Raw genomic sequence first — 21711 nt, forward strand, 5'->3', positions numbered from 1 at the left:
TCAGGTTGCCAATCCGCTCAAGCAACTGTTTTTACATACTTTATGCCGACTTGCCCCCAGGGCCGCGCTCATACCCGCCCTTAGGACCACGAAAACGTCGAAATGATCGGTACCGTTCGGCGCATTCATTCATCGGAAATATCGATAAATGGATCGCTAGCCGGCATTTCGCCCATCCGATTGGGTACATTCAGACCGAAATGCAGGTACGCATGGCGCGTCACCACGCGCCCTCGAGGCGTGCGCATGATATACCCCTGCTGGATCAGGTAGGGCTCCAGGACATCCTCGATAGTGTGGCGCTCTTCGCTGATCGCCGCTGCCAGGCTGTCGACCCCGACCGGACCACCGTCGAACTTCTCGATCATGGTCAGCAGCAACCGCCGATCCTGATGGTCGAACCCGCGCTCATCGACGTCCAGCAGATTCAAGGCCATGTCGGCGATCGGCTTGGTGATATGACCCTTGCCCCTCACTTCGGCGAAATCCCGCACCCGCCGCAGCAAGCGGTTGGCAATGCGCGGCGTACCTCGGGCACGACGAGCGATCTCGTAGGCGCCCTGGTCTTCAATCGGCAATCCCAGAATGCCGCCCGATCGACTGACGATGGTGGCAAGGTCGGCCGTGCTGTAGAACTCCAGGCGCTGGACGATACCGAAGCGGTCGCGCAACGGGTTGGTCAGCATGCCGGCCCGGGTGGTCGCGCCGACCAGCGTGAACGGTGGCAGGTCGAGCTTGATGGAGCGCGCCGCCGGACCTTCGCCGATCATGATATCCAGTTGAAAATCTTCCATGGCCGGATACAGGACCTCCTCGACGATCGGCGAAAGCCGGTGGATCTCGTCGATGAACAGCACGTCGTGCGGCTCCAGATTGGTCAGCAATGCCGCCAGATCGCCAGGTCGCTCCAGTACAGGGCCGGACGTACTCTTGATCGACACGCCCATTTCCTGGGCAATGATATTGGCCAGGGTCGTCTTGCCCAATCCCGGCGGACCGAAGATCAGGGTGTGGTCGAGCGACTCGTTGCGTCCCCGAGCCGCCTGGATGAACAACTCCATCTGCTCGCGCACGGTCGGCTGGCCGATGTATTCGGCCAGGCTCAGCGGGCGAATTGCCCGGTCCTGGAGCTCTTCGCGGTCGCGCCCGGTGGCGGTTATCAGTCGGTCTGCGTCGATCACTTAAATCATCCCCTTGAGGGAGCGGCGAATCAGCTCCTCGCTGCTCAAGCCCTTGGCATCGATGGCAGCCACGGCACGACTGGCTTCCTGCGGCTTGTAACCCAGGGATATCAAGGCGCTCACCGCATCGCTCTCGGCCGTGGAAACCGGCGCCAGCGGTTGCGGGCCGTTCGGTACCAGCTCGAACATGCTCGGCACGGTTTCCCAGGCCTTGAAACGGTCCTTGAGTTCGACCAACAGGCGTTCGGCGGTTTTCTTGCCCACGCCCGGGACCTTGACCAGCGCAGAGGTATCCTGAGCCTGGACACAGCGTACCAGCTCATCGACCTCGAGACTGGACATCAACGCCAACGCCAGCTTCGGCCCTACGCCATTGAGACGAATCAATTCGCGAAACAGCTCACGCTCGCGCTTTGCATAGAAGCCATAGAGCAGTTGCGCGTCTTCGCGCACCACCAGATGCGTGTGCAAGGTCACCGGCTCACCGACCGATGGCAGCCGATAGAGCGTGGTCATGGGCACCTCGAGCTCATAGCCCAGCCCGTTGACATCAAGAATCAGGTGCGGAGGCTGCTTCTCAGCCAGGGTACCGCGCAAGCGTCCAATCACGTTCAGGTCCTTTCTCATGACCGCGCGCAATGGCGGGCCAATCAATTGCGGCAAGCGTGCTCGCCATCATTGCAGGCCTGTGCAGACCTGCAACCGGAAATGTTTAAGCCAATGATGCCAAGCCCCGCTCAGAGTCGCAGGCGACCACCGCGGCTCCGTGCGCTACTCAAGCCATGAGGTATCAGGCTCGAGCGCGTATGGGCATGACACAAGGCAATCGCCAGCGCATCGGATGCGTCGATTTGCGGCTTCTTGGCGAGTTTCAGCAAATGCATGACCATCATCTGCACCTGCTCCTTGTTTGCGCCACCGGTACCGACGATCGCCTGCTTGACCTGGGTCGCCGTATATTCGGCGATTTCCAGGGACTCCTCGGCCGCAGCGACGATCGCGGCGCCCCGCGCCTGGCCCAGCTTTAGTGCAGAGTCGGCGTTTTTCGCCATGAATACCTTTTCGATCCCCATGGTCACCGGCCCATAGGCCTGGATCACTTCACGCACGCCTCGGTAAACGATCTGCAAACGTTCGTGCAACAAACCGCTGCCGGTGCGAATGCAGCCGGAGGCCACATATTCGCAGCCACGGCCGATGTCGCGCACCACGCCATATCCGGTAATTCGCGAACCGGGGTCGATACCAAGAATAAGAGTCATAACGCCTGCAGCTTGAGAGATGAGACCTGCGGCAATTGCCGCAACAGCTTAAAGGCAGAAGCCGGACATGCACAGCAGTGAAATATCACGGCCTTGCACATCCGGCTTCAAGATCGTTGCAGGTGAATCAGCCGAGCTGCTCTGCCACCGACTCGGGAATGTCGGCATTGGAATAGACGTTCTGCACATCATCCAGGTCTTCGAGCATGTCGATCAGCTTGAGGACTTTCTCGGCGCCCTCCAGGTCCAGTTCGGCACTGGTGGTCGGGAGCATGACGATCTCGGCATCGGCCGCCTTGAAACCCGCCGCTTCCAGCGCGTTGCGCACCGCATAGAAGCTGGAGAACGAGGTAAACACGTCGACTGAGCCGTCTTCGTTGCTGACCACATCATCGGCATCGGCTTCCATGGCCGCTTCCATGAGGGCATCTTCGTCAACGCCCGACGCGAAAGAAATCTGCCCCTTGCGCTCGAACAGGTAGGCCACCGAACCATCGGTACCGAGGTTACCCCCGCACTTGCTGAACGCATGGCGCACAGCAGCGGCTGTACGGTTGCGGTTGTCGGTCATGCATTCGACCATCACCGCGACACCATTGGGCCCGTAACCTTCGTAACTGAGCTCGACAACGTCATCACTACCGGCGGCACCGGTGCCACGGGCAATGGCGCGATCGATGATATCGCGACTCATGTTGGCACCCAGCGCCTTGTCCAGAGCCAGACGCAGACGCGGATTCGAACCTGGATCACCGCCACCCTGACGGGCTGCGACGGTCAGTTCACGGATCCATTTGGTGAAGATCTTGCCCCTCTTGGCATCCTGGCGCTCTTTGCGGTGCTTGATGTTCGCCCACTTGGAATGACCTGCCATAAACTCGCTCCAAATTCTCTTTGCAACATTGCCCGCCACCGCAGGGCGATGGCGAGCAAGAAAAAATCCCGCCCTGGCAGCAAGGCGCCCCCTGGGGTGCGCCTTGAGACCGGCTTACTCCGCCTTCGGCTGTTCGCGCAGGCGAATGTGCAGCTCGCGCAGCGCCTTGGCATCCACCAGACCCGGTGCCTGAGTCATCACACAGGCAGCGCTCTGGGTTTTCGGGAAGGCGATCACTTCACGAATCGACTGGGCACCGGTCATCAGCATGACCAGACGGTCCAGACCAAATGCCAGACCACCGTGGGGCGGCGCACCGTACTTCAGGGCGTCGAGCAGGAAGCCGAATTTCTCTTCCTGTTCAGCCTCGTTGATCCCCAACAGACGGAATACAGCCTGCTGCATTTCCTTGCGGTGAATACGGATCGAACCGCCACCGAGCTCGGTACCGTTGAGCACCATGTCGTAGGCACGGGACAGAGCGGTAGCCGGGTTGGCTTCCAGTTCTTCCGGCGAGCACTTCGGCGCGGTGAACGGGTGGTGCAGCGCAGTGAAGCTGCCGTCGTCGTTTTCTTCGAACATCGGGAAGTCGACAACCCACATCGGCGCCCACTCGCAGGTGTGCAGGTTGAAGTCGTTGCCGACCTTGATCCGCAGCGCGCCCAGGGCTTCGCTGACGATCTTGGCCTTGTCGGCGCCAAAGAAGACGATGTCGCCATCGACCGCACCGACGCGATCGAGGATCACGTTCAGATTGGCCTCAGGGATATTCTTGACGATCGGCGATTGCAGACCTTCGACGCCCTTGGCGCGCTCATTGACCTTGATGTACGCCAGGCCCTTGGCACCGTAGATGCCGACGAACTTGGTGTATTCGTCGATACGGCTGCGCGGCATGCTGGCACCACCTGGCAGGCGCAGTGCGGCAACGCGGCATTTCGGATCGTTGGCCGGGCCACTGAAGACCTTGAAGTCAACATCCTTGAGCTGGTCGGCAACGTCGACCAGTTCCAGCGGAATACGCAGGTCAGGCTTGTCCGATCCGTAACGACGCATGGCCTCTTCGAAGGTCATGTGCGGGAACTCGCCGAATTCCAGACCCAGCACTTCCTTGAACAGGTTGCGGATCATGCCTTCGGTCAGGCCCATGATGTCGGCTTCGTTGAGGAAGCTGGTTTCGATGTCGATCTGGGTGAATTCCGGCTGGCGGTCGGCACGCAGGTCTTCATCGCGGAAGCACTTGGCGATCTGGTAGTAACGATCGAAGCCGGCAACCATCAGCAGCTGCTTGAACAGCTGCGGTGATTGCGGCAAGGCGAAGAAGCTGCCGGCGTGAGTACGGCTCGGCACCAGATAGTCGCGCGCGCCTTCCGGCGTTGCACGAGTCAAGATCGGCGTCTCGACGTCGAGGAAGCCGTTTTCATCCAGGTAACGACGGATGCTGGTGGTCATGCGCGAACGCAGACGCAGTTTTTCGGCCATTTCCGGACGACGCAGGTCGATGAAGCGGTAACGCAGACGCGTCTCCTCGCCAACATCGGAGTACTCGTTGAGCGGGAACGGCGGAGTTTCCGATTCGTTCAGGACTTCCAGCTCGTAACCCAGCACTTCGATGGCGCCAGAGGCCATGTTGGCATTGACGGCACCGGCCGGACGCAGGCGTACCTTACCGGTAACCTTGACCACGTATTCGCTGCGCACACGGTCGGCGACGGCGAAAGTGTCGGCGCGATCCGGGTCGAACACCACCTGGGCCAGACCTTCGCGATCACGAATATCGAGGAAAATCACCCCGCCATGGTCGCGACGGCGATGAACCCATCCGCAAAGGGTAATTTCCTGGCCGTCCAGGCTTTCGTTCAATTGGCCGCAATAATGGCTGCGCATCATGATAGTGGTTTCGCTTCTCGTAATCGGAATTCGGTGGAGGCCTGGCTCGCCCGGCGGACGCTATAGTGCAAGACCCTGCGGGTGCAGTTCAACTCAATCGGACTTGTCGCCGCCCGCTAGATTCTTTTTTGCGCCGGTCTTGAAATCGGTTTCGTACCAGCCGGTGCCGCTCAAGCGAAAACCAGGCATGGAGAGCATTTTCTTGAGCTCGGGCGCCTGGCAGGCAGGGCAGTCGGTCTTCGGCGCATCGCTGATTTTTTGAATGACTTCCATCTGGTGACCACAGGAAGCACATTGATAATCGTACATGGGCATGGGAGTGTCTCGGCAACCTATTAACCACAGCGCTTACCGCGCCATGCAACAAAGGGCGAGATTATATATGGTTAACGGGGCCTGTGCAGCCGTGCAGCATAACAGATGCTTGCCCGCTCATCCCGCCAGGGCTGGCAGGCCCCTATCCAGCGGCTACGCCCGACCGCCGGGATTCAGCAGATGCACCACACAGACCACCCGGATGAGCCCGCTGAAATTCTTGACCCCGCCGTAGCGCAGGTGCACTTCCCTGTCCACGTAGGACAGAATCGCGTTGACGGAACAATCATTGGCATTGGCAATGCGTTCCAGAATTTTCCAGTACACCTCCTCGAGACGCAGACACGTCGCGAAACCATTGAGCCGTACCGACCTGGAAAGCGGCTGAGCCAGCCCCATATTAAAATCTTCCACAAAAGGATCTATACCGACCTTTACCGGCTTGCCCGCCCCTCTGTTAACACGTTCAAATATACGAGACATACATACACCATTCGTTTGATACCACATTCGCTGAAAGTTGAACGACAATTTCGCATTGACACACCGCTATAAAACATTAACGAAATATTTACATCCAGCAGACCACATAACTATCTGCGTAGGACGCATCCACAAAAACCCCAGGACTTCAACACCTCGCCCCACTTAAAATTAACCCACACAAAAACACGCAAAATGATGAGAAAAATATTAATTACGATATTTTTTTACCGCACGAAGAACAACAAACCCATTATCGCCACAACATGACAAGCAACTAACCTGGAAGCCTTACCACTCCCCTGCCGCACCTGTGAAAAAACTGCGAGCGTGTCAAACCTTATTGCCATTGCGGGCATTGCACCCGAACCGACACTTTCACTCACAATAAAAAAGGCCCAAGCCCTGGCAAGCGGCTTGAGCCCTTGTGGAAAGCGACGCCGACACCCAGACCTCCGGGCTCGTCTGCGGCACAATCAGGACGCTGGCGAATTCATTTGTTATCGAGCAGCGCGCGCAGCATCCACGCGGTCTTCTCATGAACTTGCATACGCTGAGTCAACAAATCCGCAGTGGGTTCATCGCTGACCTTATCGAGCAGCGGAAAAATACCGCGCGCTGTACGCACAACAGCTTCCTGCCCCTGAACCAGTTGCTTGATCATATCTTCAGCAGCCGGCACCCCTTCCTCCTCTTTGATCGAAGAAAGCCGGGCATAAGTAGAATAAGTACCAGGCGCTGGAAAGCCCAATGCACGAATACGCTCAGCGATCGAATCAACCGCCAGGGCCAATTCGTTGTACTGCTCTTCGAACATCAAGTGCAAGGTGCGAAACATCGGACCACTGACATTCCAATGAAAGTTGTGGGTCTTGAGGTACAGTACGTAGGTATCGGATAACAGACGAGACAAACCTTCCACTATCGACTTACGATCTTCTTCACTGATTCCGATATCGATTGCCATATAAATCTCCTTCATATGTAGGTTGTCACCAAGCAGGTGCGGGACCACTCTAGCAAGAGTCGCAGGCGCGTGCAGCCTTTGCGGGAAGGCCGCGCCGCCCGATCCAGCCCGTCGGGGTACCGCCCTTGCGCCCGACCGCAAACCAGCCCTCACCTCCATTCCAGAGACGACCGGCCCGCGCCTGATTTGAGTAGGCCAAGGCTTTGCTGTTAAATAGACCTCGTGTCGTCACCACCGATCATCCTGATGGTGATGCATAGGCTGACTTTATCCATGACTGCCACCCCCTCATCTTTTCAAGGGGCGCGGTCGTGAGTTCAGCTCTTTCCTGTGATCTGCCTTAACGTGAGTCAAATAAAATGTTGAAGATCGTCCACCTCCTGACGGGCGCCGCAGCTTTACTGCTGTCCTTTGTCCCAAGCCTGCGAACCGTCGATGCCGCACCCTACCTGCAACAACCCGATGCACTCTACCTGGCGCTTTTCGGCCTGCTCAACCTGATCCTCGCGCCAGTCATCCCGCAATGGAACAAAGGCGCGCGCCACCAGTTGCAAAACGTGGTCAGCGCTCTTCTGGTGCTCGCTGTCGTTCTGCAAACACTGACCCTGCTTGCCCAACTGGAAATGGCCGGCCAGCCTGCCACATCGTTCAGCCTTCTGAGCGCAGTCGCCGCCGTGGTCCTGCACCTGGGAATCAGCTTCTATCCATCGAAACGCACCAGCAGCACGACGCCGAACTACGACATGAGCAACCGTGATACCGGTACGGTCAAATGGTTTAATACCTCGAAAGGATTCGGCTTTATTTCACGCGACTCCGGCGATGATATCTTTGTCCACTTTCGTGCCATCCGCGGTGAAGGCCATCGCGTGCTGGTCGAAGGCCAACGCGTCGAGTTCTCGGTAATGAACCGCGACAAGGGCCTGCAGGCCGAAGACGTGATCGCCGCCTCCCCACGACGCTGATCGCCACGTACAAAAAAACCGCGAGGCAGCGTGCTGCTCGCGGTTTTTTTATGCCCGACAATTGACTGTCAATAATGAGGGGGCGGAGCATCCTCTTCCAGGCTTGCAAACTGCCCCACCATTTCCTCGTGACGCTTGAGCAAGGCCGCCATCTGCAGCTGCAGACGCTCGACCACACGCTGCTGCTCAACCAGTACGTCATTGAGTGCCTGAATAGTGTCATCCTGAAACGCCAGGCGACTTTCCAGATCGGTAACACGCGCTTCCAGAGTCATGGTTCAAGCCTCCACAAAACGAAAGTCATCGCCCAGCTCGCCCTTGAGTCGCTCGCGGATGGCCGCGACCTCCTCGGACGAGTAGGGCCTTGCAGGATGCCGACCCCATACCGGTCCAGGCCAGGCCGGATCATTGCGACGGCGAACAATCACATGCATGTGCAACTGACTGACCACATTACCCAACGTGGCCACATTCAACTTGTCCGCCGAAAAAACTTGCTTGAGTTTGCTGGCCAGGGCCGTAGTTTCCTGCCACAGCACAAGTTGATCAGCACCCTCGAGTTCGAACAGTTCACTGATATCCGGCCGGCGCGGCACCAGAATGAACCACGGATAGTTCGCATCGTTGGACAGCAGCAAGCGACACAGCGGGAAGTCGCCAATCGGCAGAGTATCTTGTTGAAGACGTGAATCCAGAGCAAACACCGTAGAGGTCTCCCGATAGCAAATTGAACGCCGCATGGCTACAACCTGCAGGATACTCGCGAACGCAAAACCATTCACTGCATAACAAGGGTTGACAGACGGGAAATTCGAAACACAAAGCTATTAATCAACAAGGGTTCCCAATCCCCCCCAATGCCACCTCCGATTGCATCGCACCAAAGAAGAGCGCTCCAAACCGACACGCCATAACGTGACCAAAATTCAGAGCAAGGTCACAACCAGTCTTTTCAGGGGTCGAGCTGTCACCCCCGTCGCCAACACCTCGCGATCCGGTTCCCGATCGAATGAAACTGCTACCGCCGCGCAGCCACGCCGTTACCGAAACGCTACTTTTCGCACCAAAATGAGGCTCATCGTCTACTCTTAGTGCGCGCCGCATCCGTCAACTACTCAATTCTGTCGCCGATGCGGTAACATTTTTCCCCTGGCGCCCGTGTCAGCCTGATCGCGCCACGAGAGTCAAGGGCAAACCAAAAGTTCTTAACCCCCCGTTTTTATGAGGGTTTAAGGCTAAAAAGGGGAAAAGTGAAAATTTCGTAAGGACGTAACCCTTTTGTGCACGCTTGTTGCATTACTACCCACATGGCCGCCAGCAAGCTTTTTGGATACGAAGCACTGCGCCAAATAACGACAGCTGCACGGTGTGACCATGGAGTTTTCAACGTTGTGGGGGACACAACCATTACCTTACTGTGCCCAGGCCTTTGAAAGCTGCGCTGTAGTTGTACGATTTTTAATCAAAAATCGTGTTTTGCGACATGGACACAAGAATTTGCGACATTGTCGTAAAGAAGCTGAAAGGTTTGTTTTGCAAGTATCGCCAATTATGGTCTGCGTGATATAAGTTTGCGCCGACACAAAAAGAAAGAGCCGCCCAGATAAAAAAACAGGTGGGACGGCAGTACTCTTCCTAAAAACCAAAGGAGCAAATCACGATGAAAGTGATGAAGTGGAGCGCAATCGCCCTGGCAGTAACTGCCGCAACTTCGCAACTGGCAATGGCTGGAGCCTTCGTCAGCGATCAGGCAGAGTCCAAAGGCTTCGTCGAAGACAGCACGCTGAACCTGCTGGCTCGTAACTACTACTACAACCGCGACAAGAAAGACGGCGCGGACGACGATAAAGACTGGACCCAAGGCTTCCAAGGCGTTTTCACCTCAGGCTACACCCAAGGCATCGTCGGCTTTGGCGTTGACGCTTTCGGCTACCTGGGCCTGAAACTCGACGGTTCGCAGAAGTACAGCGGCACGGGCAACCTGCCAGTTGGTGCCGACGGCGACCCAGCTGACAGCTACGGCAAAGCCGGTGCTGCACTGAAGATTCGTTTCTCCAAGACCATGGTGAAACTGGGTGACCAGCAGCCGAGCACCGCTCCGGTATTCGCAGTCGGCGGCTCCCGCCTGACTCCGCAAACTGCCAGCGGCATCACCTTCATGAGCAGCGAAGTCAAGGACCTGGATCTGGAAGGCGGTCACTTCTACTCCGCTACCAGCCAGGACCAGACCAACCGTGACGGCGAACTGTTCGCCACCTACGCTGGTGTAACCACCAACACTGCAAACTACTTCGGTGGCCGCTACGCGTTCAACGACCAGTTCAGCGCTTCGCTGTACGGTGTCAAGCTGGAAGACGTGTTCAACCAGTACTACACCAACCTGAACTACACGCTGCCACTGGCAAGCGATCAGTCCCTGGCGTTTGACTTCAACTACTACAACACCAAGGACACTGGCGACTCCAAAGCCGGCGATATCAACAACAACGCCTACTCGCTGTCTGCTGCCTACTCCTTCCTGTCGGCGCACACCGTTACTCTGGCCTTCCAGAAAGTCAACGGCAACACTCCGTTCGACTACATCGGTGTAGGCGACAACAACCGCGGCGGCGACTCGATCTTCCTGGCCAACTCCATTCAGTACTCCGACTTCAACGGCCCGGGCGAGAAATCGTGGCAGGTTCGTTACGACCTGAAAATGGCTGAATACGGCGTCCCAGGCCTGAGCTTCATGACTCGTTACGTCAATGGCTGGAACATCGATGGCACAGGCGTCGATCTCACCACCAGCGCTTACAAGGTTACCAATGACGACGGCACCGTCAGCCCACTTTATGGCGCTGATGGCAAGCACCACGAAACCAACCTGGAAGCCAAATACGTAGTCCAGGAAGGCCCGGCCAAAGACCTGTCCTTCCGTATTCGTCAAGCCTGGCACCGTGCCAACGCCGACGAAGGCGAAGGCGATATCAACGAGTTCCGCCTGATCGTCGACTACCCGCTGTCGATTCTGTAATTTCGGGTAACGCATCAGCTGCAATAAAAAAAGCCCGGCTCTGCCGGGCTTTTCTATTTATAGGCAGGCGATCAACCCGCCGTCCTGAGACCAGCGGGAAGCTATATCCCGCTTCCACCGACCTCAATCCTGTACGCAACCGGATCACCGCCGTACAATGCCGGGTCATTTTCAGTCAAAGCAACCGACAACGGCCTACCATGCGCACCAGTCAATATTTGCTCGCCACACAGAAAGAAACCCCTTCCGACGCGGTCGTCATCAGCCACCAGCTCATGCTGCGTGCCGGCATGATCCGCAAGCTCGCTTCCGGTCTGTACACCTGGCTGCCGATGGGCCTTCGTGTGATGCGCAAGGTTGAAGCCATCGTACGCGAGGAAATGAACGCGGCCGGCGCCCTTGAAGTCCTGATGCCAGGCATCCAGCCTGCCGAGCTGTGGCAGGAATCGGGCCGCTGGGAACAATACGGCCCGGAACTGCTGCGCCTGAAGGATCGCCACGACCGCGACTTCTGTGCCGGCCCGACCCACGAAGAAGTCATTACGGATCTGGCCCGCAACGAGCTCAACAGCTACAAGCAGTTGCCGATCAATATGTACCAGATCCAGACCAAATTCCGCGATGAGATCCGCCCACGCTTCGGCCTGATGCGTGGCCGCGAGTTCATCATGAAGGACGCCTACTCCTTCCACGTCGACCAGGCTTCCCTGCAGGAAACCTACGACCGCATGCACCAGGCGTACTGCAACGTGTTCACTCGCCTGGGGCTGAACTTCCGTCCGGTACAAGCCGACACCGGCTCGATCGGCGGCACCGGCTCGCATGAATTCCACGTACTGGCCGATTCCGGTGAAGACGATATCGCCTTCAGCGACACCTCAGACTACGCTGCCAACATCGAGAAGGCCGAGGCCCTGCCACGCGAGACCTCACGCCCGGCGCCGACTGAAGAGCTGCGCCTGATCGATACGCCAAACGCCAAGACCATCGCGCAACTGGTCGAAGGCTTCGACCTGCCAATCGAAAAGACCATCAAGACCCTGGTCGTGCACGCTGCCGAAGAAGGCAAGCTGATTGCACTGATCATTCGTGGTGACCACGAACTCAATGAAATCAAGGCTGCCAACCTGGAACAGGTTGCCAACCCGCTGGTCATGGCGACCGAAGCCGAACTGCGCGCCGCCATCGGCGCCGGTGCAGGCTCTCTGGGCCCTCTGAACCTGCCCCTGCCCTGCATCATCGACCGCTCGGTAGAGCTGATGAGCGACTTCAGCATCGGCGCCAACATCGACGACAAGCACTACTTTGGCGTCAACTGGGAGCGCGACCTGCCGGTTCCGACCGTTGCCGACCTGCGCAACGTGGTCGAAGGCGACCCGAGCCCGGACGGCCAGGGCACGCTGGTGATCAAGCGCGGCATCGAAGTGGGGCATATCTTCCAGCTGGGCACCAAGTACAGCGAAGCCATGAAGTGCCAGGTCCTCGGCGAGAACGGCAAACCCGTCACCCTGACCATGGGCTGCTATGGCATCGGTGTTTCCCGCGTGGTCGCTGCCGCGATCGAGCAGAACTACGACGAAGGCGGCATCATCTGGAGCGACGCCCTGGCGCCCTTCCAGATCGCTCTGGTACCACTGCGCTATGAAACCGAGCAGGTTCGCGAAGCGACCGACAACCTCTATAAAGAGCTGACGGCTGCCGGTTTCGAAGTCCTGCTCGATGATCGCGACAAGAAAACCAGCCCGGGGATCAAGTTCGCCGACATGGAACTGATCGGGATCCCTCATCGCATCGTGGTCAGCGATCGCGGCCTGGCCGAAGGCAACCTGGAATACAAGAGCCGTACCGAGGGCGAGGCTCAGGCCATTCCCGTCGCTGACGTGCTGTCCTTTCTCCAGGCTCGTATCCGTCGCTGATAGTCAGAACAAGAGTAACCATGTTCAAGCGAAGTACCTTACCTCTGGGGGGCGCCGCACTGTGCGGCGCCCTGCTTCTCGGCGGCTGCGCCAATCAGATGTCCCAGCGCAGCGAGCACGAGGAACGCATCGAGCGCAAGCTGCTCGATCACAGCCTGCAGATCGATGTCGGAGAGCCCAAGGTACTTGAGCTGCCGCAGCGGCGCGTGCGCATCCATGAACAGAAAACCTTCGAAGTCACCGAGTTCGAAGTGACGCGTCGTTACGATCGTTACACACCGTACCAGGCCTGGAGGGAGACCTACGAAATCCCCCTGGGCGCTGTCGCGGTGGTTGCCGGCATCGGCGCGAACGTCGCGAACGTGGTCATGCTCGGGCGCCTGCCCGACACCGTGACCAAAGACTGGATCAGCTATGGCTTCGCCGGACTCAACCCGTTCATGAACGTACAATCGAACGGCCGGGCCCAGCAGAACCTGGCCGGCATCGATGAAGTTCAACGCGACCAGCGTCGTGAGTACACCAGCCTGCCCTGGAGCGAACGCCCCGTGCAGGTTGCCGCCGGGAAACAGACGTACGACTTGAGCACCGATCGCAATGGCGTGCTGCGCCTGAACCTGCTCGACAGCCCGTTCTCCGAGCAAAACCTCAACCACATTGGCACCTTGCGCCTGACCGTCGCCGATGAAGACGACAAGACCCGTGCCGATGCCAGCCTGCTGGTCAGCAGCAACCTGCGCGGCAAGCTGCTCGAAGCCCACGGCCTGATTTTCGATGACCTGGAAGATGACGAAGTCAACCAATGGGTGCATCGCGTCAAGCGCCTGTCGGACCTTGGCCTGGAAGAAGAAGCCAGCGAACTGGAGCAAAGCCTCATCGAATTGACGCGCAATGATCCGGAACTGCAGCAGGAGTTCCTCAAGTCATTGACCAAGGATGCTCACCGCCTGGTGGCCGATCCCGGCGCAATCCACTGATCCACACCCGCCGATCACCCCATGTGCCGGCCTGCCGGCACATTCCCCTTCGAGCTAAAGGGCAAACAGCTCCAGCTGCTCATGGGCGCCGCGCAGATCCACCAGGCGGACCCCGATCCCCAGCAGCCGCACCGGCTTTGCGCCTCGTGCAAAGGCTTGGGTCAACAATTGCTGATAACTGTCCAGATCTCGACCGGCCCCGGTCTGCTCCAGAGTGGTCTGGCTGAAATCATGAAATTTCACTTTGACGAATGGCTTGCCCGGGCGATAACTGCTGTCGATGCGCGCCATGCGTCCGGCCAGGGTCTCCATCAGTTCAGGCAGCTTTTCCAGACAGCTGTCCAGGTCGGGCAGATCGGTTTCATAGGTGTTCTCGACACTGACCGACTGGCGACGACTGTCGTTTTGCACGACTCGATCATCGATACCCCGCGCCAGGCTCCAGAGCCGTTCACCAAAACTGCCGAATTCGCGCACCAGCGCCAGCTTGCTCCACTCGCGTAGCGTCGAGCAGTCGACAATCCCCAATCGCCCCAGTTTGTCCGCCGTCACTTTGCCGACACCATGCAGCTTGGAGACCGGCAACATGGCGACAAAATCCTCGACCTCGGCCGGAGTGATCACGAACAGACCGTTGGGCTTGCGCCAGTCGCTGGCAATCTTGGCCAGAAACTTGTTCGGCGCCACCCCGGCCGAGACCGTGATATGCAAACGGTTCGAGACCCGCCGACGTATGTCCTGGGCGATTCGCGTGGCGCTGCCGGAAAACTGCGTGCTTTCGGAAACATCCAGGTAAGCCTCATCCAGCGACAACGGCTCGATCAACTCGGTGTAGTCACGCAGGATGGTGTGAATCTCGCGAGAGGCTTCTTTATAGGCATCCATTCGCGGCTTGACGATGACCAGGTCCGGGCAGAGCTTCAGCGCATGTCGCGAAGACATCGCCGAGCGCACGCCATATGCCCTCGCTTCATAGTTACAGGTGGCAATGACCCCGCGCCGATCCGCCGAACCACCGACAGCCAGCGGTTTGCCGGCCAATCTCGGGTCGTCGCGCATCTCGATGGCTGCGTAGAAGCAATCGCAATCGACGTGGATGATTTTGCGCTGGGTCATGGTGTTGATATTGGTAAAGTTCTTACAGAGTGGACGGTAGTATCTCACCCCGCTTAACCGGTCGCACTCGACAGCCATTAGCTGATGCATTTATTCAATCAGTTTTATTCACCCAATAGAGCTGAAACCCGCGCCCCGCCTGCGTCGCACCCTTCTCGAAACACCTAAGCACTTGAACAAAAAAGGTTTTCTCCAATTTAGCGGTTGACATGCCGGCGTACTTCTGTAGAATTCACTCCACAGACGCGGGATGGAGCAGTCTGGTAGCTCGTCGGGCTCATAACCCGAAGGTCGTCGGTTCAAATCCGGCTCCCGCAACCAAACATCAGAAAAGGCCACTTGAAAAAGTGGCCTTTTTTGTTTGTGTCCGTTTTTACTGCCACCGACACTTATTTAGCACAAAACGCGATTAACAGTTGACACCTCAGCGCCTCCCTGTAGAATCCGCCCCCACAGACGCGGGATGGAGCAGTCTGGTAGCTCGTCGGGCTCATAACCCGAAGGTCGTCGGTTCAAATCCGGCTCCCGCAACCAAACAACAGAAAAGGCCACTTGAATAAGTGGCCTTTTTTGCATCTGGCGTAAAATCACCTTGGCTGGATATCACGCCAAACATACCCCTGTAGGTATTCCAGTAAATTGCCGTGGATCAATGCTCCAGGTAAATAATTCTTCATATTTCTCCGTAGGGATTGGTAACTTGGCTGGATGCCCCCATCCTGTGCCGCACGATCCACGAGGTGATTGATGCGTCCCGATTCATCAGATGTGCAAACCCAGACAACCGCGACCCAGCCTTTCAACCCGAGCCGTATGCGCTGGCTTGAATTGCTGAGCCGGTATCGCCAGCCAATCGGCCTGGCGATCACGTTCGTGTTGTTCGCAATTGCCCTGATCGCCTGTCGGCATCTGCTCAGCGAGCTGGACATCTATGCGCTGCATGACTCGCTGCTCAGTGTTCCACCAACCGCTCTGGGTGGAGCATTCGCGGCAACTGTCGCAGGCTTCGTTGTACTGCTGGGCTATGAATGGTCGGCCAGCCGATATGCCTCGGTAAAACTGGGACCGCGCACGCTGGCCATGGGTGGCTTCACTGCCTTTGCCATCGGCAACGCCATCGGCCTATCGCTGCTGTCCGGCGGCTCGGTGCGCTATCGCCTGTACGCTCGACATGGCCTGGCCGCCAGCGACGTCGCCCGCATGACCTTGTTCGCCAGTCTGTCGCTTGGCTGCGCGCTGCCCCCTCTGGCGGCGCTGGCAACGCTCAGCGACCTGCCGGCCGCTGCCACGGCCCTGGGCCTGCCACCCCTGCTGCTGGGCTCCATCGCCGCCACAGTGCTGGCCCTGAGCGTGTTGCTGGCTTATGGCCTGTATCGCCGACGCTTGCCCGAGCAGCCTATCGCCGACAATCTGCTGGTCCAGATCGGTCGTCGTACGCTGCGCCTGCCGGGCGTACGCCTGACCCTGCTGCAACTGGTCATCACCGCACTGGACGTCGCCTGCGCAGCCGTCGTTCTCTACATGCTACTGCCTGAGGCACCACCCCTCGGTGCCTTCCTGCTGGTCTATCTGCTGGCATTGGCTGCCGGCGTTCTCAGCCACGTTCCAGGTGGCGTCGGCGTGTTCGAAGCGATCCTGCTGGCCGCCTTCGCCGACCAGTTGGGCGCTGCGCCATTGGCCGCGGCCCTGCTCCTGTACCGACTGATCTACGTCGTTCTGCCACTGCTGGTGGCATGCGTTCTGCTGTTGGCCAGCGAAGCCCAACGCCTGATATTTGCCCGGCAGGCGATACGCATCGCTTCTGGCCTGGCTGCTCCAGTGCTGGCGGTCCTGGTATTTCTTTCCGGCGTGGTATTACTGTTCTCCGGCGCGACGCCGGAAATCGATACCCGTCTGGAGCACATGGGTTTCCTCATTCCCCATCGCCTGATCGATGCTTCGCACTTCGGTGCCAGCCTGATCGGCGTGCTCTGCCTGCTGCTGGCCCAGGGTCTGCGTCGCCGTCTGTCGGCCGCCTGGATGCTGACGACCATCCTGTTGCTGGTAGGCGCCCTGCTTTCCCTGCTCAAGGGTTTCGACTGGGAAGAAGCGAGCATCCTGACCCTGACCGCCTGCCTGCTGGCCCTGTTCCGCCGTTCGTTCTATCGCCCCAGTCGCTTGCTCGAACTGCCGTTCTCCCCGGTTTACCTGGTTGCCAGCGCCTGTGTCGTCGGCGCTTCGATCTGGCTGCTGCTGTTCGCCTATCAGGATGTGCCCTACAGCCATGAGCTGTGGTGGCAATTCACCCTTGATGCCGATGCGCCACGGGGATTGCGCTCAGCCCTGGGCAGTGCGGTATTGCTCGTGATCGTCGCCTTGACCTGGCTACTGCGAACCGCGCGCCCGGTCATTCATCTGCCCAACAGTGAAGAATTGGAAAAAGCCGTTAAAGTGCTGCAGGCCTCCGATCAACCGGACGGCGGCCTGGCCCTGACAGGTGACAAGGCATTGCTTTTCCACCCCAACGACGATGCTTTCCTGATGTATGCACGACGCGGGCGCAGCCTGGTGGCCCTGTACGATCCAATCGGGCCCGCCCAGCAGCGCGCAGAAATGATCTGGCAGTTCCGCGACCTCTGCGATATCCATCATGCGCGGCCGGTGTTCTATCAGGTCCGTGCGGAGAACCTGCCGTTCTACATGGACATCGGCCTGACGGCGATCAAGCTCGGTGAAGAAGCCCGGGTCGATCTCAAGCGCTTCGACCTGGAAGCCAAGGGCAAGGAGATGAAAGACCTGCGCTACACCTGGAACCGTGGCACCCGCGATGGTCTAACCCTAGAGGTCCATGAACCAGGACAGGCACCGCTGGAAGAACTCAAGGTCATTTCCGATGCCTGGCTGACAGGCAAGAATGTGCGCGAAAAAGGCTTCTCTCTGGGCCGTTTCAGCCCCGAGTACTTGCAGCACTTCCGTATTGCCATCATTCGTTTTGAAGGCAACCCCGTGGCGTTTGCCAACTTGCTCGAGACCGACAGCCATGAACTGGCGAGCCTCGACCTGATGCGCGCTCACCCCGAGGCGCCGAAGCTGACCATGGAGTTCATGATGGTCGGCCTGATTCAACATTATAAAAAACATGGATATGCACGCTTCAGCCTGGGCATGGTTCCCTTGTCGGGCCTGCAACCACGCCGCGGCGCACCCTTGACCCAGCGTCTGGGCTCGATGGTGTTCCAGCGTGGCGAGCAGCTCTACAACTTCCAGGGCCTGCGCCGCTTCAAAGACAAATTCCAGCCTGACTGGGAACCCCGTTACATGGCCGTGCCCGCCGGACTCGATCCGTTGGTGGCACTGGCCGACACTGCTGCCCTGATCGCGGGCGGCTTGACTGGATTGGTGAAACGCTAATGATTCAACGTTACTGGCGGTCTTTACTGGCAATCGTCGCGGTACTGCTTCTGGCTTCACTGGCAGGTGTCTGGTTCTGGAACCGCCCTGCCCCGCAAGCCACCCTGGAACACCTCGCGCCTGCCAACGGCAACGACATCACCCGGGTAGTCCCCGGCGCCAAGGCCAAGGCCCAGGTTGCCGTGCTGGTACCGGTCGACCAGGCCCTGAGCGACAAACAATTGCTGGACCTGAGCCAAAGCGGTTCGGCACAGATTGTCCAGGTGGTCGTACCCAAGGGCGACTGCGTAACACAGCAGCAGGCCCTGCAAAGCGCCCTGCAACAACTTTCCGGACCCGCCACCGTGGTAGCCGGCATTGGCCCTGGCGCGTCCAAGGCATGGGACTGGCTGGCCAATCAGCAGGATGACAAGGCGCAAGCGGTCTCGGTCGGTTTCAGCATGGAACAGCCCGAATGCGCCACCCCTTTGCCCAAGACAGCAGCTCACGGGCACTGGCTGGTGTCCTGGAACGACAACCCGGATGATGCCGCCGCGGCCTTTGTCCGCGATCAACCGAACGCCGAAACCAGCATCAGCGACTACGACATCCACCTGCCACAAGTGCTCAAGAACCAGCTGACCCAGGTGCTGGTGGGCAATGCCGGCGATGGCCTGAAGATTCCCGTGGTGGAAGTACCGGCCGGGCAAACCGCCGACACCGTGACCCTGTTCCTGTCCGGTGATGGTGGCTGGCGCGACCTGGACCGTGACGTCGCCGGTGAAATGGCCAAGCTCGGCTACCCGGTCGTGGGCATCGACACCCTGCGTTACTACTGGCAGCACAAGACACCCGAAGAAAGCGCGGCGGACCTTGTGGAGCTGATGCAGCACTATCGGCAGAAATGGGGCACCAAGCGCTTCGTGCTGACCGGTTATTCGTTTGGTGCCGATGTGTTGCCTGCGATCTACAATCGCCTGCCTGCTGAAGAGCAGAAACGCATCGATGCGGTGATTCTGCTGGCCTTCGCCCGTAGCGGCAGCTTCGAGATCGAAGTGGAAGGCTGGCTGGGCAATGCCGGCAAGGAAGCACCGACCGGGCCAGAAATGGCCAGAATGCCAGCCGGCAAAGTGCTCTGCGTGTATGGCGAGGAAGAGGTCGACGAGAGCGGTTGCACCGACAAGACCGCCGTGGGCGAGGCGCTCAAGCTGCCTGGCGGCCACCACTTCGACGAAGATTATCCGGCACTGGCCAAGCGCATGATCGACGCCGTCGAGAAGCGCCAGGGCAAGACCAGCGTCGCCAAGGACTGATACAACCATCCACGAAAAAGCCCCCGCACCTTTCGGTCGCGGGGGCTTTTTTGTTTCTACCGCAGATCCTCGTTCCCACGCTCTGCGTGGGAATGCCATGCCAGACGCTCCAGCGTCGACCTGGTGGGCGTGACGCAGAGCGTCACCGGATGCATTCCCACGCAGAGCGTGGGAACGAGTGCCGGGACGGAGCAAGCCCTGGCTAGATCTCCACCTGCGTACCCAACTCGATCACCCGGTTCAGCGGCAGGTTGAAGAAACGCAAGTTGCCGTTGGCATTCTTCAGCAAGAAGGCAAACAGGTTCCCGCGCCAGCGCGACATGCCCACCAGCTTGGAAGCGATCACCGTCTCGCGGCTGAGGAAGTAGGTGGTACGCATCGGGCTGAAGTCCAGTTCATCCAGATGGCACAGCTTAAGGGCCGCCGGCACATCCGGCTCGTCCATGAAGCCGAAATGCAGGATGACCCGGAAGAAGCCATGACCATAGGCCGAGACTTCAAAGCGATGCTGCAACGGCACCCGCGGCGAGTCTTCGTTGACCACGGTCAGGAGCACAACCTGGCTATGCAACACCTGGTTGTGCAACAGGTTGTGCAGCAGTGCGTGGGGCACCGCATCCGGCCGCGCGGTCAGGAATACCGCGGTGCCTTCGACCCGATGGGGTGGTTGCACAGCGATGCTGCTGATGAAAATCGGCAGCGGCAGCCCGCCTTCGTCCAGGCGGTCGACCAGCAGTTGCTTGCCGCGCTTCCAGGTGGTCATGAGGATAAACAGGACAATACCCGCGATCACCGGAAAGGCACCGCCCTGAACGATCTTCGGCACGTTGGCAGCAAAGAACAACCCATCGACGAACAGAAAACCAAGCAGTACCGGCACGGCCAGCACCGGTGGCCATTTCCACAGCAGCAGCATGACCGCCGAAACCAGAATGGTGGTCATCAGCATCGTACCCGTAACTGCCACGCCATAGGCTGAAGCCAGTGCGCCCGACGACTCGAAACCGAGCACCAGCAGGATCACCCCGACCATCAGCGCCCAGTTGACCGCACTGATGTAGATCTGGCCCTGCTCGTCATGGGAGGTGTGGCGGATGTGCATCCGCGGAATGTAACCGAGCTGGATTGCCTGACGGGTCAGGGAAAATGCACCGGAAATCACCGCTTGGGACGCGATCACAGTCGCCAGGGTCGACAACCCCACCAACGGAAGCAGCGCCCAACTCGGCGCCAGCAGGTAGAACGGGTTACGCGCCGCTTCCGGGTCGCCCAACAGCAGCGCGCCCTGACCGAAGTAGTTCAACACCAATGCCGGCAGTACCAGGATGAACCAGGCACGGGCAATCGGCTTGCGACCGAAATGGCCCATGTCGGCATACAGCGCCTCGGCACCGGTCAGCGCCAGCACCACGGCACCCAGAATGGCCACGCCCATGCCCGGATGCACGACAAAAAAGTTCACCGCCCAGCCCGGGTTCATCGCCTTGAGCACTTCCGGGTGTTGGTAAATGCCATAAGCGCCCAACGCCCCCAGCACGACAAACCAGGTCACCATCACCGGCCCGAACAGAATGCCGATGCGCGCCGTGCCATGGCTCTGGATCAGAAACAGTGCCACCAGCACGATCAGCGACAGTGGCACCACCCAATGATCGATACCCTCGAACGCCAACCCCAGGCCCTCGATGGCCGAAAGCACCGAAATCGCCGGGGTGATCATGCTGTCCCCATAGAACAGGGCCGCGCCGATCAAACCGCAGACCACCAACAGGGTACGCAAGCGCGCGCGCGAACCCGCCGCACGCCGGGCCAGGGCGGTCAGGGCCATGATTCCGCCTTCGCCCTGGTTGTCGGCGCGCAACACGAACAACATGTACTTGATCGAAACGACCCAGATCAACGACCAGAAAATCAGCGATAAAATGCCCAGCACGCCGTCATGGTTGACGGGAACGCCATAGCCACCGGAAAACACCTCTTTAAGGGTGTACAACGGGCTCGTACCAATATCACCGTAAACCACCCCGACCGCTGCAACCAGCATACTCAACGGCTTGGCCGGAGACT

18 protein-coding genes and 2 tRNA genes are annotated in these 21711 nt (G+C 58.9%); 8 read left to right on the top strand and 12 right to left on the bottom strand.

Annotated features, from left to right (window positions below; genetic code table 11):
• Positions 1-125: 125 nt before the first annotated feature.
• The 8 genes from ruvB to F2S13_RS07950 all read right to left on the bottom strand — a co-directional run bounded on the left by ruvB (position 126) and on the right by F2S13_RS07950 (position 6972).
• On the bottom strand, positions 126-1181 hold the full coding sequence (gene ruvB / locus F2S13_RS07915; RefSeq protein WP_166359918.1) for a Holliday junction branch migration DNA helicase RuvB: 1056 nt from the start codon (positions 1179-1181) through the stop codon (positions 126-128).
• Positions 1182-1790: a Holliday junction branch migration protein RuvA gene (ruvA, locus tag F2S13_RS07920; protein ID WP_166360173.1), complete on the bottom strand. Its 609-nt coding sequence runs from the start codon at positions 1788-1790 to the stop codon at positions 1182-1184.
• Positions 1791-1918: 128 nt separating this feature from the next.
• Entirely contained in the window at positions 1919-2443 is a 525-nt protein-coding gene (gene ruvC / locus F2S13_RS07925; RefSeq protein WP_166359919.1) for a crossover junction endodeoxyribonuclease RuvC, read from the bottom strand.
• A gap of 127 nt (positions 2444-2570) precedes the next feature.
• The gene (locus tag F2S13_RS07930) at positions 2571-3317 is read right to left on the bottom strand and encodes a YebC/PmpR family DNA-binding transcriptional regulator (protein WP_166359920.1); all 747 of its coding nucleotides are present in this window, start codon (positions 3315-3317) and stop codon (positions 2571-2573) included.
• A gap of 114 nt (positions 3318-3431) precedes the next feature.
• On the bottom strand, positions 3432-5207 hold the full coding sequence (gene aspS / locus F2S13_RS07935; RefSeq protein WP_166359921.1) for an aspartate--tRNA ligase: 1776 nt from the start codon (positions 5205-5207) through the stop codon (positions 3432-3434).
• Positions 5208-5300: 93 nt separating this feature from the next.
• The gene (locus F2S13_RS07940; protein ID WP_166359922.1) at positions 5301-5522 is read right to left on the bottom strand and encodes an FmdB family zinc ribbon protein; all 222 of its coding nucleotides are present in this window, start codon (positions 5520-5522) and stop codon (positions 5301-5303) included.
• A gap of 153 nt (positions 5523-5675) precedes the next feature.
• Positions 5676-6005, bottom strand: coding sequence for a ribbon-helix-helix domain-containing protein (locus F2S13_RS07945; protein WP_166359923.1), 330 nt, complete (start codon positions 6003-6005; stop codon positions 5676-5678).
• 493 nt (positions 6006-6498) lie between these two features.
• Positions 6499-6972 carry a Dps family protein gene (locus F2S13_RS07950; RefSeq protein ID WP_166359924.1) on the bottom strand — a complete coding sequence of 158 codons (474 nt, stop codon included), beginning with the start codon at positions 6970-6972 and terminating at the stop codon, positions 6499-6501.
• Between the two features lie 359 nt (positions 6973-7331).
• Between F2S13_RS07950 and F2S13_RS29620 the strand changes: the two genes are divergently transcribed.
• Positions 7332-7937 carry a cold-shock protein gene (locus F2S13_RS29620; protein WP_166359925.1) on the top strand — a complete coding sequence of 202 codons (606 nt, stop codon included), beginning with the start codon at positions 7332-7334 and terminating at the stop codon, positions 7935-7937.
• Positions 7938-8005: 68 nt separating this feature from the next.
• Here the strand turns inward: F2S13_RS29620 and F2S13_RS07960 are convergent, their stop codons facing one another.
• Together F2S13_RS07960 and F2S13_RS07965 are read right to left on the bottom strand one after the other, a co-directional pair.
• Positions 8006-8212 (bottom strand): SlyX family protein, encoded by a 207-nt coding sequence (locus F2S13_RS07960; RefSeq protein WP_166359926.1) that lies wholly within the window; start codon positions 8210-8212, stop codon positions 8006-8008.
• Between the two features lie 3 nt (positions 8213-8215).
• On the bottom strand, positions 8216-8641 hold the full coding sequence (locus F2S13_RS07965; protein WP_166360174.1) for an HIT domain-containing protein: 426 nt from the start codon (positions 8639-8641) through the stop codon (positions 8216-8218).
• 956 nt (positions 8642-9597) lie between these two features.
• Here F2S13_RS07965 and F2S13_RS07970 point away from each other — a divergent pair.
• The 3 genes from F2S13_RS07970 to F2S13_RS07980 all read left to right on the top strand — a co-directional run bounded on the left by F2S13_RS07970 (position 9598) and on the right by F2S13_RS07980 (position 13846).
• Positions 9598-10953, top strand: a complete 1356-nt coding sequence (locus F2S13_RS07970; RefSeq protein ID WP_166359927.1) for an OprD family porin — start codon at positions 9598-9600, stop codon at positions 10951-10953.
• A gap of 200 nt (positions 10954-11153) precedes the next feature.
• Complete coding sequence (locus F2S13_RS07975) at positions 11154-12869, top strand: proline--tRNA ligase (protein ID WP_166359928.1); 1716 nt, start codon at positions 11154-11156, stop codon at positions 12867-12869.
• Between the two features lie 20 nt (positions 12870-12889).
• A complete protein-coding gene (locus tag F2S13_RS07980) occupies positions 12890-13846 on the top strand; it encodes a hypothetical protein (protein ID WP_166359929.1) in 957 nt (318 codons plus the stop codon).
• 54 nt (positions 13847-13900) lie between these two features.
• Here the strand turns inward: F2S13_RS07980 and dinB are convergent, their stop codons facing one another.
• Positions 13901-14962 (bottom strand): DNA polymerase IV, encoded by a 1062-nt coding sequence (gene dinB, locus F2S13_RS07985; RefSeq protein WP_166359930.1) that lies wholly within the window; start codon positions 14960-14962, stop codon positions 13901-13903.
• Positions 14963-15206: 244 nt separating this feature from the next.
• On the opposite strand from dinB, the gene F2S13_RS07990 reads away from it, so the two are divergent.
• From F2S13_RS07990 to F2S13_RS08005, 4 genes are all read left to right on the top strand, one after another.
• Positions 15207-15283 (top strand) — tRNA-Met (locus tag F2S13_RS07990).
• Between the two features lie 136 nt (positions 15284-15419).
• Positions 15420-15496, top strand: a tRNA-Met gene (locus F2S13_RS07995).
• Between the two features lie 279 nt (positions 15497-15775).
• Positions 15776-18352, top strand: a complete 2577-nt coding sequence (gene mprF / locus F2S13_RS08000) for a bifunctional lysylphosphatidylglycerol flippase/synthetase MprF (protein ID WP_425500222.1) — start codon at positions 15776-15778, stop codon at positions 18350-18352.
• Positions 18352-19644, top strand: coding sequence for a virulence factor family protein (locus F2S13_RS08005; RefSeq protein ID WP_166359932.1), 1293 nt, complete (start codon positions 18352-18354; stop codon positions 19642-19644). Before mprF ends, F2S13_RS08005 begins: the two co-directional genes overlap by 1 nt.
• Positions 19645-19846: 202 nt before the next feature.
• On the opposite strand, the gene F2S13_RS08010 is transcribed toward F2S13_RS08005, so the two are convergent.
• A complete protein-coding gene (locus F2S13_RS08010; RefSeq protein WP_425500223.1) occupies positions 19847-21688 on the bottom strand; it encodes a potassium transporter Kup in 1842 nt (613 codons plus the stop codon).
• Positions 21689-21711: the final 23 nt, after the last annotated feature.

It is taken from the genome of Pseudomonas akapageensis, from assembly GCF_011355085.1.
In the GTDB taxonomy this organism is placed as follows: Bacteria; Pseudomonadota; Gammaproteobacteria; order Pseudomonadales; family Pseudomonadaceae; genus Aquipseudomonas; species Aquipseudomonas akapageensis.